This is a genomic window from Carboxylicivirga sediminis, assembly GCF_018156225.1.
GTDB lineage: Bacteria > Bacteroidota > Bacteroidia > Bacteroidales > Marinilabiliaceae > Carboxylicivirga > Carboxylicivirga sediminis.
This window is the reverse complement of sequence record NZ_JAGTAR010000029.1, coordinates 27,904-45,521: the sequence shown is the minus strand read 5'-3', so window position 1 is coordinate 45,521 and position 17,618 is coordinate 27,904. Positions and strand designations below refer to the sequence as shown.

Annotated in this window: 11 protein-coding genes; 3 read left to right on the top strand and 8 right to left on the bottom strand. The window is 40.3% G+C overall.

Annotated elements, in window-relative coordinates; genetic code table 11:
• Positions 1-27: 27 nt before the first annotated feature.
• Both KDU71_RS16970 and KDU71_RS16965 read right to left on the bottom strand, forming a co-directional pair.
• Positions 28-1,323, bottom strand: a complete 1,296-nt coding sequence (locus tag KDU71_RS16970; RefSeq protein ID WP_212192287.1) for an O-acetylhomoserine aminocarboxypropyltransferase/cysteine synthase family protein — start codon at positions 1,321-1,323, stop codon at positions 28-30.
• Between the two features lie 607 nt (positions 1,324-1,930).
• Positions 1,931-4,186, bottom strand: coding sequence for a GH92 family glycosyl hydrolase (locus KDU71_RS16965; RefSeq protein ID WP_244828539.1), 2,256 nt, complete (start codon positions 4,184-4,186; stop codon positions 1,931-1,933).
• 290 nt (positions 4,187-4,476) lie between these two features.
• Here KDU71_RS16965 and KDU71_RS16960 point away from each other — a divergent pair, with 290 nt between their 5' ends.
• Positions 4,477-6,174 (top strand): Na/Pi cotransporter family protein, encoded by a 1,698-nt coding sequence (locus KDU71_RS16960; protein WP_212192286.1) that lies wholly within the window; start codon positions 4,477-4,479, stop codon positions 6,172-6,174.
• Between the two features lie 75 nt (positions 6,175-6,249).
• Here KDU71_RS16960 and KDU71_RS16955 read toward each other — a convergent pair whose 3' ends face one another.
• From KDU71_RS16955 to lipA, 4 genes are all read right to left on the bottom strand, one after another.
• Complete coding sequence (locus KDU71_RS16955) at positions 6,250-6,846, bottom strand: class I SAM-dependent methyltransferase (RefSeq protein WP_212192285.1); 597 nt, start codon at positions 6,844-6,846, stop codon at positions 6,250-6,252.
• Positions 6,847-7,299: 453 nt separating this feature from the next.
• Complete coding sequence (gene recJ / locus KDU71_RS16950; protein ID WP_212192284.1) at positions 7,300-9,021, bottom strand: single-stranded-DNA-specific exonuclease RecJ; 1,722 nt, start codon at positions 9,019-9,021, stop codon at positions 7,300-7,302.
• 126 nt (positions 9,022-9,147) lie between these two features.
• Positions 9,148-9,855, bottom strand: a complete 708-nt coding sequence (gene lipB, locus KDU71_RS16945) for a lipoyl(octanoyl) transferase LipB (protein ID WP_212192283.1) — start codon at positions 9,853-9,855, stop codon at positions 9,148-9,150.
• Complete coding sequence (gene lipA / locus KDU71_RS16940) at positions 9,855-10,733, bottom strand: lipoyl synthase (RefSeq protein WP_212192282.1); 879 nt, start codon at positions 10,731-10,733, stop codon at positions 9,855-9,857. Before lipA ends, lipB begins: the two co-directional genes overlap by 1 nt.
• 284 nt (positions 10,734-11,017) lie before the next feature.
• Here lipA and KDU71_RS16935 point away from each other — a divergent pair, with 284 nt between their 5' ends.
• A complete protein-coding gene (locus KDU71_RS16935; protein WP_212192281.1) occupies positions 11,018-13,141 on the top strand; it encodes a M3 family metallopeptidase in 2,124 nt (707 codons plus the stop codon).
• Between the two features lie 147 nt (positions 13,142-13,288).
• Positions 13,289-14,338, top strand: coding sequence for an AI-2E family transporter (locus tag KDU71_RS16930; RefSeq protein ID WP_212192280.1), 1,050 nt, complete (start codon positions 13,289-13,291; stop codon positions 14,336-14,338).
• A gap of 193 nt (positions 14,339-14,531) precedes the next feature.
• Here the strand turns inward: KDU71_RS16930 and KDU71_RS16925 are convergent, their stop codons facing one another.
• Both KDU71_RS16925 and KDU71_RS16920 read right to left on the bottom strand, forming a co-directional pair.
• On the bottom strand, positions 14,532-15,635 hold the full coding sequence (locus KDU71_RS16925) for an LA_2272 family surface repeat-containing protein (RefSeq protein WP_212192279.1): 1,104 nt from the start codon (positions 15,633-15,635) through the stop codon (positions 14,532-14,534).
• 260 nt (positions 15,636-15,895) lie between these two features.
• On the bottom strand, positions 15,896-17,605 hold the full coding sequence (locus tag KDU71_RS16920) for a peptidase associated/transthyretin-like domain-containing protein (RefSeq protein WP_212192278.1): 1,710 nt from the start codon (positions 17,603-17,605) through the stop codon (positions 15,896-15,898).
• Between the last annotated feature and the right edge of the window lie 13 nt (positions 17,606-17,618).

Below are 17,618 nucleotides of genomic sequence, written 5' to 3'. Positions count from 1 at the left end.
CATTAACTGTACCGGATGGTTGAATTTTTACAGTTGAGTAAAAGCTTTGTCTAAATCCGCTTTAATATCGTCAATGTGTTCAATACCAACTGATAATCGTAATAAACCAGGTTCTACACCAGAGGCTTTCTGTTCTTCAAGGCTCAGCTGTTCATGCGTCGTTGAACTTGGATGGATAATGAGTGATTTGGCATCACCAATGTTGGCTAAATGGCTTATGAGCGACAGGCTATTGATAAATTTATCACCTGCAGCGGCATCACCTTTAATTTTAAAGCTCATGACGCCACCAAAACCTCTTTTCAGGTATTTTTTAGCCAAAATATGATAAGGGCTGGATGCTAAGCCGGGATATTTCACATATTCAACCTGTGGGTGTTGTTCAAGCCATTCGGCAATTTGCTGGGCATTATCTACATGACGATCCACACGTAAGGATAGGGTCTCTAGTCCCTGAATGAGGAGAAAGGCATTAAAAGGACTTAACGCAGAACCATAATCGCGCAGTCCTTCAACCCTGGCTCGCGTAATAAAGGCAATATTTCCAAACTGACTTTCGGCACCAAATACTTCCCAATATTTCAGTCCATGATAACCTTCTGAAGGTTCGGTAAATGAAGGGAATTTGCCATTGCCCCAGTTAAAATTACCACCGTCAACAATAACGCCACCAATGGTGGTACCATGTCCGCCAATCCATTTAGTGGCCGATTCTACCACAATGTTAGCACCATGCTCTAAAGGACGAAACAGGTAACCGCCTGCACCAAAGGTGTTATCTACCACTAGTGGAATATCATGTTTCTTAGCTATTGCGGCTATGGCTTCAAAATCAGGAATGTTGAATTGTGGGTTACCAATTGTTTCGATGTAGATAGCTTTGGTGTTTTCATCAATGGCTGCTTCAAAATCTTGTGGATTATCGCCTTCAACAAATTTAACCTGAATGCCCAAGCGTTTAAATTGCACTTTAAACTGGTTGTAGGTACCGCCATACAGGTAAGATGTGGAAACAAAATTGTCACCTGCTTCCAGAAAATTGGTTAAAGCGATGAATTGTGCAGCCTGGCCCGATGAAACCGCTAAGGCACCTACTCCACCCTCTAATGCTGCAATGCGTTTTTCAAACACATCGGTTGTAGGATTCATTATACGGGTATAAATATTTCCAAACTCCTTAAGACCAAATAAATTAGCCGCATGCTCCGCGTCCTTAAATAAGTAGGAACTGGTTTGGTAAATGGGTACCGCTCTTGATAGTGTTGTTTCATCCACATTGTGGCCTGCATGTAGTTGCAGTGTTTCAAATCGAAAATCAGACATACTATTTAGTTTTTATGGTTAATGTTCTGTTTTAACCTCTACCTGTGCCTTACGCACCGGTCTGTACTAACTGTTTATTTGATTTTCAGATACGATGCGTTGTAACACTTAAAGTGTCATCATCATACACATCATCATATGACAAGAAGGATGAATGGCCTTTGTGGCATTCACTTTAGTAGAAGTAATATGGAATAAATTGTTATTCATCAGATGCAAATAAAGAGAATTTACTCTTAATTTCAAAAGGGAACTAATAATTGTTTGCTAAAAAATTGCACAATAAAAAGATATTCAGCCCGTTATTAATTTAGATTGATTTTAACCTTAAAAAAATGTTACCCGCAGACGCAACTTTATTATTTTTGTTGCGTCTAGAAAGTGGAATCGGGAGTTATAGTAGTATTAATTGCTAGTTTATTTAGCTAAAACCTTATAACTATGATGACTCGAAGCTTATTGACAGTGAAAGAATGGATGAGGAGTATTGATATACCTGTACGATTTTTAATATTGCAGGTTGTTATACTATCATTAGTAACACTCGCCATCGTATTCTAAAAAAACAGTAAAGCGCAATAGAAACCTATTACGCTTTACTGTTTTTTTATTTAGCAGGAGATGGTGGATAAGATTCGGGTGAAACCCATAATGATTTATTAGGTGTAGCTCCCATTATAAATTCCAAACGGCCACCATTCATTATTTCGTTATGGTAAATATATGTACGTTCAAATTCTTTACCATTTAAGCTTACTTTCTGAATATATTTATTCTCATTTGATGCATTTTGACAACTAATGGTAAAGGTTTTTTTATCATCTAATTGTATGGTGGCATTTTTCCAAAGCGGTGTTCCTATGACATAAATGCCATCAGCCGGATTGACCGGGTAAAAACCAAGTGAACTAAAAATATACCACGAAGACATTTGACCGCAATCTTCGTTACCACAGTGGCCGTTTGGCAGTGGTGCGTATTGTGTCTCCAGTATTTCCCTGATTCGTTCCTGGCTTTTCCATGGTTTTCCCAGATAGTTGTATAAATAGGCAACATGGTGACTTGGCTCATTACCATGTGCATATTGTCCTATCATGCCTGTACTGAAAATAGGCAATTCATCCTCTTCTTTTGGGTGATAGGTAAACATACTATCCAACTTTTCTTCAAAGCGATTAGGTCCACCCGTTACATCAATAAGGCCTTGAATATTATGAGGAACAAACCAAAAGTAATGCCAGGCGTTACTTTCACAAAAATGATCGGTGTAGTCTTTAGCTACGAAATCGGCTATGAATGACCCATCAGCATGTTTAGGGCGTAAAAATGATGATTCAGCGTCGTAATGATTCTGCCAGTTTGCTGCACGTTTCATAAAATACGCATAATCATCGCTTTTATTCAGTGCTTTTGCCAATTGTGCTATACACCAGTCGTCATAGGCATATTCAACTGTTTTGGATACTGACCAGTTTTCATGGTCGTAAGATACAGGAACATATCCAAGCTCTTTGTATTCTTTAATGCCATGATCATCATCCATAGCATTTGATTTACAGGCCTGATATAATAACTCACTATCAAAATCATTTAAAAGGCCCTTAAAATAGGCATCCACTATGACCGGAATTGCATGATAGCCAATCATCATATTGGTTTCGTTACCATGCATCGACCATACAGGCGTTAAACCTGTTTGCTCGTAATGGCTAAGCATGCTGCTAACAAAATCCTGTACTTTTTCGGGATGCATAATGGTGTATAAGGGATGAGCTGCTCTGAATGTGTCCCACAAAGAAAATGTATCGTATTTATCGTAGTTATTAGCCGAATGGTACTGTCCGTCTGCACCTTTATAGTTGCCGTCAACATCACTTAACAATGTAGGAGCCAGCATTGATTGATATAAGGTGGTATAGAAGTTTTTTTTCCAGGTTTCGTTGTCTGTTTCTATCTTAATTTTAGATAGTTCAGTTTCCCACCTGTCGGAAGCAGCCTGTTGATATGCTTTAAAGTTGTTGTGAGAGGCCTCTGCACTTAAACTTCTGGCAGAGCCATTATTGCTGGCAGATGAGAAGCCAAATTTCACCAATACCTTTTCATTATCGCTTGTGGGGAAACGTACAATTACCTTTGTGTTTTTCGATTGAACCGTTTTAGCATCAATTATTTCATTATCCTGAAATAATTCAGATGTAACAAATGGTTTAGAAAAAGTAGCTGTAAAGAATACCCGCTGATCACTGGCCCAACCTGTTGAAAAACGATAGCCTTCAATAGTTGAATCATCAATAACCTTGATGTAGGTATCGGTTGGTGCATCCCAGTTAAGTGAATAGCCTAAATCAATAATAAATCCCGAATTATCATCTTTTGGAAAGGTATATTGATGGATACCAGTTCGTTCGGTGGTGGTTAATTCAGCATTAATGCCATAATCCTGCAGGTAAACCTGGTAATAGCCAGGCTCGGCATGCTCATTACCATGGGAAAAGGTGCTGTAAGGACGGTTCCCATTTTCTGCCAGTGTTTTAGTGGCTTTTGAGTTGATAGGACTTAAAAGTATATCGTATAAATCGCCTGCACCAGTACCTGTCAAATGCATGTGACTAAAACCGGTTATAATGGTGTCGGGGTAGAAATAACCTGCAATGCGGTCCCATCCGCTAAGACCATGGTCCGGACTTAACTGTACCATGCCAAACGGCACTGTAGCACCCGGATAGGTATTGCCCGGTCCGTCGGTGCCCATAAACGGATTAACAAAACTGGTTAATCGTTCATTACTTGCATGTTGTTTTTGGGAGCAACTTTGTAAAATAAGGGCGGTTATGGCGGCTAAAAAAACAATACGTTTAATCATACTCATTCATCTTTAAAATTATAGAACAAAGTAAAAATGATTCAGGTGCATTTCAGGTAGTCGCAGGTTCAAATTGGTATATTTATGCGACTAATAAGTCATTTAAAGCTTGAGTAAAGGAGCTCTAAATTAGAAGTATTCTAAAGAGGACATCAGAATGTTAAAAAATCATTATTTCAATCTTATTTAAAAGTTAAAACTTAAAAAAAATCACATCTTTGAACTCGAATTGAAGCATAGAATCTATAATCGAAATAGCAGAGGCTTAACGCCTTTACACACTTTTAATTATGAATTATTCATTTTTTGATTTCCTAACCCTCATTGGTTCATTAGGATTATTCCTCTTCGGGATGAAGATGATGAGCGAAGCCTTGCAGAAAGTAGCAGGGGACCGCATGCGTAAGATTTTGTCAGCCATGACATCTAACCGCTTCCTCGGTGTTTTAACTGGTTTTCTGGTAACCGCAATTATTCAGTCATCTTCGGCTACAACCGTTATGGTGGTGAGTTTTGTTAACGCCGGATTGATGTCGCTGGTGGAATCCATTGGCGTTATTATGGGGGCAAATATTGGTACGACCATCACTGGATGGATGATTACCCTGCTTGGTTTTAAAGTGAAAATTAGTGCTTATGCGCTGCCAATGATCGGACTTGGCTTACCACTTATCTTCTCAAAAAATTCATCGCGCCGTTCATGGGGTGAATTCCTGGTTGGTTTTGCTTTATTATTCCTTGGTTTAGAATACCTGAAGGGATCTGTTCCTAATATTAAGGAAAGCCCTGAGGTATTAAGCTTTTTACAGAATTATACGCAACTTGGATTTGGCTCTACTATTATATTCCTGTTTATTGGAACAATATTAACGGTTGTTATTCAATCATCGAGTGCTACCATGGCATTAACCTTTGTAATGTGTAATCAAGGTTGGATACCCTTCCATTTGGCCGCAGCCATGGTGATGGGAGAAAACATTGGAACCACCATTACGGCTAACCTTGCAGCAGCAGTTGGAAATGTTTCGGCAAAGCGTGCCGCTCGTGTACATTTATTATTTAACCTGATGGGTGTTACCTGGATGCTGATGGTTTTCCCATGGTTTGTTGATGCCATTGATCATTTTGTATCGAAAAGTAATGGTGGTATATCACCTAGCCAATCGGCAGCGGCTGTGCCAACAGCGTTATCTATTTTCCATACCTCATTTAATGTGATTAACGTGCTGGTATTTATCTGGTTTGTTCCTGTATTCGAAAAGGTGGTGAAACGTATGATTCCTGCATCAGAATTGGAAGAGGAAGAATTCAGACTGAAGTTTATTACAACCGGTATGTTATCTACTTCTGAATTATCAATATTACAAGCTCGAAAGGAAGTACATTGGTTCGGTAAACACAGCCAGAAAATGTTTGGTTTCATTCGTAAGCTGATGGGGCAAAATAAAGACAGTAAGTTTAGTAAGCAGTTTGCCCGCATCGAGAAATACGAGGGTATTTGCGATAATATCGAGGTGGAAATTGCTAACTATCTCGCTCAGGTTAATCAGGGTAAATTAAGTGATGTTGGACGTAAACGTGTTCGTTCGATGCTGAAACTGGTTGACGATTTAGAAAGTATTGGTGATTGTAACTACAATCTGGCTAAAACTATCAACCGTATGCGCAATGCAAACGTGAAGTTTAGTGATGAGATTTTGAAGAAGCTGGAGTTGATGTTTAACCTGGTTGATGAAGCGCTTGATGTAATGGTTACCAACCTGGATGATGGTAGTGAAGATATTCACGTAACAAAAGCGAAGCAGATTGAAAACGAAATCAATAACTACCGTAATCAGCTGAAAGTTGAGCACCTTGATAACTTTAAAAATGGGGTATACACATACGAGGCGGGCATTATTTTTAATGACTTATTCTCAGAATGTGAAAAACTGGCTGACTATGCAATTAATGTAACCGAGGCATTAGCTGAAGTGAATCCGCAGTAAATAGGAACTAAGCACATATAAATAAAAAAGACCGCAAAAAAGCGGTCTTTTTTTTCTCAGAATATCAGGTGTTAGTTACTCTTTTTTTATTTCAACAATTGTTATTTCTGCCACTCCTTCGTGGCCATTACCCTCATTCAAAGTAGTTTTATAATCCTTGGCTTGGATAATGACACAATCATTAAATTGATCTTTTAAGTTTTCGGCAGAAAATAGCCAATCTTCATTGCGAGGACCACCACTCGAATATTTTAGCTGATTTTTATTGAAACCGACTATCAGTAATAGACCTTGGGGTTTCAATAAGTTCATTAACCTTTTGTAAATAAGTTGGAGTTGCTCTGATGGCAAGTGCATAAAAACACAGGCTATGTAATCAAACGTGTGTGCTTGAAATTCTAATTGTTGAACATCGCCAATATGGTAAGTAATGCTGGTGTTCTTTGATTTTGCCAGGTTTAAGGCTTTTTTACGCGCCTCTTCACTAAAATCTATGGCTGTTACGTCCCACCCTTTTGTAGCGGCGTATACTGCATTTCGGCCTTCGCCTTCGGCTGGGAGTAATAGTTTTCCAGGCGTATTATTATCAATAAACGACTTATAGGCAGAATTGGGTTCTGTGCCGTAGAAGTAATCCTTTGATTCATAGCGTTCATTCCACATTTCTTTCATATAGCCACTAATTATGAATTAAAACTGACACGGGTAGCTGGTGTGCTCCAATATCAATAACGGTAATGATGTCAGAAAGTTTATAAACGCAAAAAGGTCCGGATTAACCGAACCTTTTTTCATCTGGATTTTATCTGATTTAAGGGAAAGGGCTTAACTTTCTCGGCCTAAATATAGATAAAAATGTATTACTTCAATCTTCGAATTCAAATAAATATAACGTGTAATTAACTTATAATTAAGATTTTGCTTTTTGTAAATATTGATTATTCGAAATATACCCCTTGAAAAATACTGTGAAAGTTTGTTAAAACATATTTTCTTGTGTTATACCCCTTAAAAAATTAACCTAATTGATTAAAATGAGATAAAATACTCAAAATACCCCCCTGTTTACGTTTTTGGGTGAGATGTATTTTAAAATATCTAATTTATAAGGATTCAAAATAATGCTTACTCGGAATAGGGGAATTTAATGTCTTTTAGCATGACCTGCAGTGTGGTAATACCATTGTAAACATTTTCTTCTACGGTGTAGCACACATCAAATGGCTTGTTTGATTTAATATTATCAATTACATGTCCCATTGAAAAGGCAATACCTTGCTTGATAGCGGCAGAATGTTCCTCAATGATTTCAAGTTTAAGATGATCACGATCCTTACCAACGCACTTACTGGTACCATAATCAAATACGCGATTGGAGGCAAAAACCGGTTTCATATTGCCCGGGCCAAATGGTCTGAATTGCTTAAGTATCCTGTAAAACTTTGGTGTTATATCTTTCAGGTGCAGGTGAGCATCAATTTCTATTTGAGGAATTAATTGTTCGGGCAGTATATTGTCTTCCACATATTTTTCAAAACGCTCCTGAAAAGCAGGGATGTTCTCAATTTTAAGAGTTAACCCTGCGGCGTACATATGCCCGCCAAAATTCTCCAATAAATCGCTACATGATTCGATGGCTTTATAGAGGTCGAAACCTTCCACAGAGCGTGCACTACCTGTAGCAAAACCTTTCGATTCGGTAAGGATGACTGTTGGACGGTAAAAGGCTTCGGTTAAGCGCGATGCAACAATGCCAATCACGCCCTTATGCCAGTCTTTATTATAAAGTACAGTCGATTTCTTATCAAGTTGCTCCGGGTTTGTTGCAATAAGATCGTGGGCTTCAATAGTAATACTTCTATCCAGATCTTTACGCGTCTCGTTGCATTCATCAATATCTTTACTCATTAGGCCTGCATTACCCGAATCACGACTCACCAACAAATCAACTGCATCACTGCCGGCATCAATTCTACCAGCCGCATTAATACGCGGACCAATTTTAAAGACGATGTCGCTAATAGTGATCTCACGACCTTCCATTCCGGCTATTTTAATGATGGAACTGAGTCCGATGCCCGGATTGGAGTTCAACTTTTCTAAGCCATAATAGGCCAGTATACGGTTTTCACCAGTGATGGGTACAATGTCAGAAGCAATACTTACTGCTACTAAATCAATCAAATCGTATAACTGTGATTCTTTATAATCTTTGAATCGGCAAAATCCCTGCATCAGCTTAAAACCAACACCGCACCCCGACAGGTTTTTATCCGGATAATTACAGTCGGGTCGTTTAGGATCCAAACAGGCAGCAGCTTTTGGTAACACATCGCCAGGAGTATGGTGGTCACAAATGATGAAATCAATGCCTTTTTCTCGGGCATATTCCATTTTTTCAACTGCCTTAATACCACAATCAAGGGCGATGACCAATGTTATGCCGTTATCAGCCGCATAGTCAATACCCTTATACGATATGCCATAACCTTCTTCGTACCGGTTGGGTATGTAATAATCGATGTGATTGTAATGCAGGCTTAAAAAGGAATAAACCAGGGCTACACTGGTAGTACCATCAACGTCGTAATCGCCGTAAATAAGTATGCGTTCGCGGTTATCAAAGGCTTTCACTATTCGGTGAACTGCTTCCTCCATATCCTTCATCAGAAAAGGATTGTGCAGATCTGTCAGTTTGGGGCGAAAAAAAGCTTTAGCTTCATCATAATTAGTAACACCTCTCTGAACGAGCAGGTTTGCTAATACGCGATTAATATTCAATACCTCTGATAAGTGATTGATTGTTTCATCATCACTCTCGGGTTTTATGCTCCACCTTTTTTCCATCTCCCTATTTTGCCCATTTAAGAGCATAAATTTTTCGAAAATTTATCTTATTTCAAAAGCCTAGCTTACAATTGTTAATAAAAATTAATTGTGCATAGCACTTTAGTAAGGCTATGTTGTTTAGCTTCATTGGTTTAATTGCAGATGGAAAATATCAACTAATTTTCTTAACAATATGTCCTTTACTTCATCCATATCAATTTGGCGGCCCAATTCTTTTTCCATGGATGTTACACCTTTATCGACAAAGCCACAGGGATTTATATGGTTGAAGTACGACAAATTTGTGTTTACGTTAAGCGCAAAACCGTGCATGGATACGTAACGGCTGGCTTTAACGCCAATGGCGCAAATTTTACGCGATTGACCAGGCGTATCCGTGTCGAGCCATACACCCGTAGCTCCATCCAGTCGTTCACTTTTAATGCCGTAATGAGCCAGCGTTTCTATAATCGCCTCTTCCAGCTTATGAATGTAGCTTTTAACCTGTAAGTTGAGGGCTTCCAAATCCAATATGGGGTAGCCAACAAGCTGACCGGGTCCGTGGTAGGTGATATCTCCTCCCCGATTGATTTTGTAAAAGGTAGCATCAATCTGTTTCAGGAATTGCTCGTTAATGAGCAGGTTATTCTGCACGCCGCTTTTTCCGAGTGTATAAACATGCGGGTGTTCCACAAACAAGAGATGATTAGTGATTGCTTTCTCATCATCAGGATTATCGCGGTTATGCAGCTTTACATCCACAACTTCAGCAAATAGTTGCTCCTGATAATCCCAAACTTCCTTGTAGTCTTTTACATCGAGGTCTTCAAATACAGTTGAGCTATGATTCATTATTGTTGATTTAAAGCGTTAATGTGTTGTTCGGCGTGATACGATGAGCGCACCAGCGGTCCGCTTTCAACATATTTAAAACCCTTTTCGAGGCCCACTTGTTTATATTTTTCGAATTGTTCAGGTGTGACATATTCCGAAACTGGTAAGTGATTTTGCGTTGGTTGAAGGTATTGGCCTATGGTCATAACCGTTACCCCGGCAGCCAGTAAATCATCCATTGTTTCAAACACTTCCTCTTCAGTTTCGCCTAAGCCAAGCATAATACCCGATTTAGCCACCATGCCACCATCGGCAATGTACTTCAGCACTTTGATGCTTAAATCGTATTTGGCCTTGGTGCGAATCACAGGTGTCAATCGGCGAACCGTTTCCAGGTTATGTGAGATAACCTCGGGTTGTGCATCCATCACCTGCTGTATAAGGTGGTGCAAGCCGTTAAAATCGGGAATAAGCACTTCCATGCTTGTATTAGGGTTTAACTCCTTGGTCTTACGGATTGTGGCAGCCCATATTTCGGCACCTCCGTCCTCCAGGTCATCGCGGTCTACCGAAGTAATTACAGCATGCTTCAGTTTCATAATTTCTATTGAGCGTGCTATACGCAAAGGCTCTTTAATATCAGCCGGATCGGGTTTACCGGTTTTTACATTACAAAATTTACAGGCCCTGGTGCAGATATCTCCCAGTATCATAAACGTGGCTGTTCCGGCTGCCCAGCACTCCGCTGCATTAGGACATTTACCACTTGTACAGATGGTGTGCAACTCGTTATCGCGAATGGTGTTGTGCATCCATTTATAATCACCGGTATTAGGGAGTTGTATCTTGAGCCAGTCAGGTTTTTGTCTTAGTCTCTTTTCTCTAATCTTAACCATCTTATCACTTATTTAAGCCTTTATAATTCGGCAATATTACTTAAAAATTACGGTCTAAAAAATGAGCAATATTGGCAATTAATTGTTGAATCAGACGTGTTGATTTAGCCAATACCGTAAAAAAACAGCAGAGTTTCTACATTGTTCACCTTCTTTTTATCGGCCCAATGTGTTATACGACATATGTTGTATTGCTATTTATCATACCAGTAGTCTATCTATTTTCTATATCTTGGCACTCTTTGAGTAGCAACCTATTTAGTCAATAAAATTATTAAGGACAGATGAGAAATTTTTTAATGCTTGCCATGGTTGTGGTATTAGGCTTGTCGGCCTGCCAACACCAAAAGAAAGATGGCGCGGGTGCTTCAGATAACCCGTTTTTTAGTGCTTACACTACCCCTTACAATGTGCCTCCGTTTGAGCAAATTAAGCCAGAACATTACATGCCTGCTTTGGATAGGGCCATGGCAGAGCATAAGAAAGAGGTAGAAGCTATCATTAATAATAATAAGGCCGCTACATTTGAAAATACCATTGTGGCGCTTGATGATGCTGGTAAAATGTTATCAGAGGTGACGTCGGTATACTTCGGCTTAAAATCGGCTGATGGAACCGAAGGCATTATGGCAATTGCTACAGATGTGGCTAAAAAGTTGAGTGCACACAGCGACGATATCAGTTTAAATCCTGATTTATTCAATCGTGTTGAAGCTGTATACAATCAAAAAGAAGAGCTGAAACTGACTGGCGAACAGCAAATGTTGCTGGAGGATACCTACAAAGGATTTGTGCGCAGTGGGGTTAGCTTGGCCGATGATAAGAAAACAGAATTACGCCAGATAAATTCTCGTTTATCAGAACTGTTCAATAACTTTTCGACCAATGTATTAACAGAAACGAATAGTTTCAAGCTGGTTCTTGATAAGCAGGACGACCTGGCAGGTTTACCTGAGTCAGTGATTGCCGGAGCTGCCGAAACGGCTAAGGAAATGGGATTGGAAGGCAAATGGGTGTTCACCACTCATAAGCCAAGTATGTTGCCATTCCTGCAATATGCCGATAAGCGTGAATTGCGCGAAAAGCTTTATAAAGGCTACTACATGCGTGGTAATAATAACGACAGCCTTGATAATAAAGCGATTATTGAAGAGATTGTTAATCTGCGCGTTCAAAAAGCCAATTTGTTAGACTACGAAACTTATGCCGATTATGTGTTGGAAGAACGTATGGCCAAAACATCGGATAAAGTATATGAATTGCTGAACGAACTTTGGGACCGTGCTTTACCTGTAGCTAAAAAGGAACGTGCTGCCATGCAGGCCATTATCGATCGCGAAAAAGGTGGATTCAAACTGGCCTCGTGGGACTGGTGGTATTATGCCGAGAAAGTGCGTCAGGAAAAATATAACCTGGATGAGAATGAGGTGCGTCCTTATTTTGAACTGAACAATGTGCGCGATGGAGCATTTGCCGTGGCGACTAAGCTATGGGGCCTCACCTTTGAAGAAATTACAGGTGAATTTCCTAAACCACATGCCGATGCACAGGTGTTTAAAGTATTAGAAGCCGATGGTTCACACAAAGGCATTCTGTATATGGACTGGCATCCGCGTGCCACCAAGAAGCAAGGTGCCTGGTGTGGTGCATACCGCAAGCAAAGCCGTCGAGGTGGCGAAGAGATTCCTCCGGTAGTAACCATCGTATGTAACTTCTCGAAGCCTGTGGGTGATATGCCAGCTTTATTAAGTTTTGACGAGGCTTCAACGCTGTTTCACGAGTTTGGTCATGGCTTACACCAACTGTTTAGCGATTGTACTTACAATGGCTTGTCAGGTACTTCAGTGCCACGCGACTTTGTAGAGCTGCCTTCGCAAGTAATGGAAAACTGGGCCGGCGATCCTGAAGTAATGAAGGAATATGCCCGTCACTACAAAACTGGTGAAGTGATTCCGGATGAGCTGGTAACTAAGTTAAAAAACAGCGGTCATTTTAATCAGGGCTTTGCTACTACCGAATACCTGGCGGCTGCTTTGTTAGATATGAACTACCATACACAAAAGGAAGAGCAAAAGCTTGATGTCAACCAGTTTGAAGAAGACTACCTGAAGAGCATTGGTCTGATTCCTGAAATTATTTCGCGTTATAAGTCAACTTATTTCATGCATATTTTTGCCAGTAGCGGTTACACAGCTGGTTACTATAGCTACATTTGGTCGGGCGTATTGGATGCCGATGCATTTGAAGCCTTCAAAGAAACCAGTTTGTATGACCAGGCTACTGCCAAGTCTTTCCGTGAGAACATTCTGGAAAGAGGTGGTACTGTTGACGCCATGGAGATGTATAAAAATTTCCGTGGTCGTGAGCCAAAGATTGAAGCATTACTTCGTCAGCGAGGTTTAGAATAAGCGCTCTCATATCCAATCAATAACAACAAAAGCGGCTACTTTGTAATGGGGTAGCCGCTTTTTTTACGCCCTTTGTTTTTGTCAAAACCATGCTTTATTAACATATCTTTGCAATAACCATTACTAATCAATTTTAGAAGCATTACGATGAACGACCTTAAAACAACGAACACATTATTGTTAATTATAGTCATTCCTTTTATTTTTTACTTACTTAAAGTACTGTCTTTTATATTTATACCATTGGTATTGGCTATGTTTATCTCACTCTTATTTTTGCCAATAATGCGCTGGCTTGCCAAAAAAAGAGTGCCTAAAACTGTTAGTTTACTCTTGGTAATTATAGTGATAACAGGTGTATTCAAAGTAGGTGGTGAGCTAATTAAATTATCCAGTCAGGAGATACTATCTGCTGATAGTACTTTTTTCAAAACGGCTGAAGAAAAGTTGGTCGGTGTTATAGTTTCGGTTGAAGATTTCTTTGGCATCACACGTGTTCAAGGAGAATCAGTCTTCAGTCATTATTTTAAGAATAATAACATGCTGAGTAATATTGGCGTGACCATCGATTTCATTGGGAATGCTTTGTCTTTAACCTTAACAACCGCCTTCTTTGTCATACTGTTGCTTTCCGGAACTATGAATTTTGAGAAACTCTTGAATTCAACCTTATTCAAGGTAAGGTATTCATCTGTAAAGGCCTTTCGCCAAGTTGAGAAGGACATCATTAAGTTTGTACAAGTAAAATTTTTTATCAGTTTGCTCACAGGTATTGGTTTTAGCTTGGCCTGTGTCTTTTTCAATGTTAGTTTCCCAATTTTTTGGGGCTTGTTTGCCTTTGCCATAAACTTTGTTCAAATGATTGGCTCCATTATTTCGGTAGTGTTATTAGCCTTATTCGCCTTAGTAGAGTTGGACCAAAGTGGCACATTGCTGTTTTTTATAGTGTCTATAATTGCAGTTCAAGGCTTGATGGGGGGTGTACTTGAACCTGTTTTTATGGGTAAGACGTTCTCAGTCAATGTTATTGTTATCCTGATTATGCTAATGTTATGGGGTTATATTTGGGGCATTCCGGGTCTAATCTTATCAATTCCTTTAACTGTATTTGCTAAAATATGCTTTGACCAGTTCCCGCGTTACAAAGTTGTTTCTAACATTATAAGCGGCGATAACTCATCAGGTAAGAGGCCGTAATATCAAAAAATTATAATCATTAATATAGGTATGTGCCACGCTGCCAGTCAAATCTTCTCCTTATGCAGGTTTCATTTCATGAGTGTCAAAGAGCAAGAGGAAGTACTGTAGCATGGTGTAGTTGAGTGTTTTGGGATACATGCGGGTACTTCCTCCCAGTTAGATTTTTTTTGTTGTAATATTAGGGGGTTGCTTACAGACGGATATTAACACCCACATTATAACCTATCCACATATATTGTCCATTGCGGTTACCCTCATGTTCCCAAATGGTTGAAGGCATATCCAGAGTACCATATTTGCTGCCTACCTTCTGGTCTGTGATGTAAAAGTTAAGCGACGGACCACCAATCAGAGAAATGCGCTTGGTAATGTGGAACTGGTAGGTCAGGTTCAGCTTATTCAACAGGTTCAGCTCGTCCCAGTCGTTGTCGTAAGCAATGTGATTGGTTACGCCTTCAATGGCCAGGGCATGGCGCTTGTGTAAAGAAATGAGGGTACCTAAACCTACACCGTAGCTGTATACATCCTTTTGCCTGTATTGGCTGTAACCCATCGTATAGATATTATATAACTGTGTCTTTCCCATTTTGTAGCTCAGGTTTGCGTACATCACTTCACTGTTGGTGGCTTCAAAAGCATAGTAGCCGTTTTTGGCAATGCTGATGAAACCGAGTGCTGCCCCATCCAGGCTATCGGCAACGTTAATAAATCCCAGCTGAAAGCCCTTCATTTTATTGGCGAAGTTGATAAAACCCAGCTGGAAACCATTCATCGATTGATGTGCTGTGTTTATAAACCCAATCTGAGCACCAGTCATATCATCCACCGCCCCATTGGCCAGGCCTGATAGCATCAGGCCATTGGATGTGCCACCATTAACGTTTGCAATACCGGCTATTTGAGCCCCATTGGCATTTTCCTGCGTATAGTTGGTGATGCCTGCCAGATGCAAGCCATTGGCCGATTGAGAGGTAATATTGGCAATACCACTAATGATGGCGCCATTGCTCGAACCATTGGTGATATTTACCAGGCCACCAATCTGCACGCCACTCACATCGCCCATGTTTTGGTTGCCAATTCCACCCAATTCAAATTGTTTAACGCCGCCGTTGACGCCATACAGAATGTTGAATGAATATTTATTGGCAATGTGCATGGAGCCATGTCCATTGGTTCCTAAAGGATAGGCAAAGGATACCTGGGCGGTGGCCACCTTTTTTTCTTCCTGAGCTTTTATACCTGTTACAATCAGTAATAGTGCCACTGTCAGGGTCATAAGTTTTGTTGTCATCTGTATCATTCTTTTGTTGCTATTTTGTTTTAACAACAGGATGACAAGCATTACAAGGGGTACCCCCATTCGGTAAATGAAAAAAAGTAAATTTTATTTGAAGGGCTTGATTTAATAAGATTCTACACGTCTTTAAGTATGGATGAGTGTGTTTACGTGGTTGATAATTAAATGTGTAATAGTGTTTGATATGTCAATTTAATTGACAAAAATGTACTACATATTTGCACTATCAGTTGAAATAGCATGTTCTCGATGGTTTAAAACCTGACACTCATATGCCAGCCAATCCAGTGTTGATTCGATTGAGTACTGATGGCTTTCTCAAGAAAATAGCCGCCATAATACATCCCCGAAGGCCTGTTCAATTCGGCAGGGGGCTCGCTGCCTGTATCTTTAAACAAGGTAAAGAAGTTAAAAGCCGGACCAGTCGAAATGGTAAAGTGTTTAAATACAAGGTAATTAATTCCTAGTTGTGCACGGTATAGTGTACCCATGTATGAATTTGTTTCTGCATTGGGGTCCATTAGGGCCGCCCCATAAACGTCTATATTAAATGATGTTTTACGATTATAGTTGGTGATGTAGCCAAATCCATAGCCCGCACCGATGTAGTTATCAAAGCTCGCGTTTAAAAAACTATACAGATGATTGCCACCTGTTTTAAACGCTACATTATAGCGGAAGAGCTCGTTGGTTGAAAACTCGATGGCATGGTAGCCATATTTCACAATGTTGATTAAACCAATGGGGACACCGGTTTCAAGCGTGTCGGCAATATTAACAATACCAATTTGCACGCCGTTTAGTTTTTTGGTGTAGTTGACCAGGGCGCTTATCTGAGCGCCATTGATGTGTTCGGCTTGATTCCATACTGATGAAATCTGCAGGTTGGCTGTGTCTTTGAGGTGAAGGTTCGTCAGTCCCGATACCTGCGCGTTTATGCCTTTGGATGATGGATAGTGGTTATTGCCTTCGGTGATGTTGATAACACCCGCTGCCATTATACCGTTGTGGTGCCCTTTAACACGGTTGATAACGCCACTGGCCTGGCCACCTTCCATATTACCCAGTACAACATTGGTAATACCCGCTGCCTGAAGCCCACTCACGTGCTTACCAACGACATTACTAATGCCTCCAGCCTGAAATCCATAAACACTGTTTTGAATAAAGTTGGAGACTGCCCCAAACTCAACGCCTTCTATTTGGGCTGTATAGCCTGCAATAACATTAAATGAAGCATTATTGGTTGTTAAGCCGTTCATTAAATCGTTGGTACCCACATAGGGCAGAAGCGATACCTGCGCTCGTTGCCAGTTGAACACGTTTAGGTTGTTGGAAACGTACAGGGCTTCGTCATTCACCATAAATTTAGCCAGACCAATATCGCTTATGCCTGTTAATTGATGCTGGCCGAACAGAGTAGTAGTACTGCGCGTTTCCATCGGACTAAAGTTACTGGGCAGTATCCGTTGTTCGGGTAAGGGAATGATGCGTACTTGCTGCATCTGCCCTTTACTCACATAAATAACCGTGTCGCGAAAACCAATGTGGCTGATGCTTAAAGCCACAGGGTGCTCCTTATCCCGAAAGTTCAGTTGGTAGTAGCCATCCGTACTGGTGAAAGTAGCCTGCTGGCGGTTGGCTTCGTATACAATGGCATTTTCAAGGGGTTGGTTATCCGGTCCTACCACCTGCCCCGAAAAGCTAAATTTATCGGCTCGCTTATCAAGTGGTGCCAGAGTTCTTTGGATAATCACATGCGTGCCAACTACTTTAAAGTTGTATCTATTGCCAAGTGTGGATTTTAGTACCTTTTTCAATGGGCTTTTGTTGGCATGAATGCTTACCCGTCGATTCGCATCAAATAGCTGTGCCTCATACGAAAAATTGAAATCTAGCTGGCTCTCCAGTTCAGTTAAAACCTGTGCTAAAGGCTCATCCTGCAACTGCATTGTGACAGGCATTTCCAGATAGTTT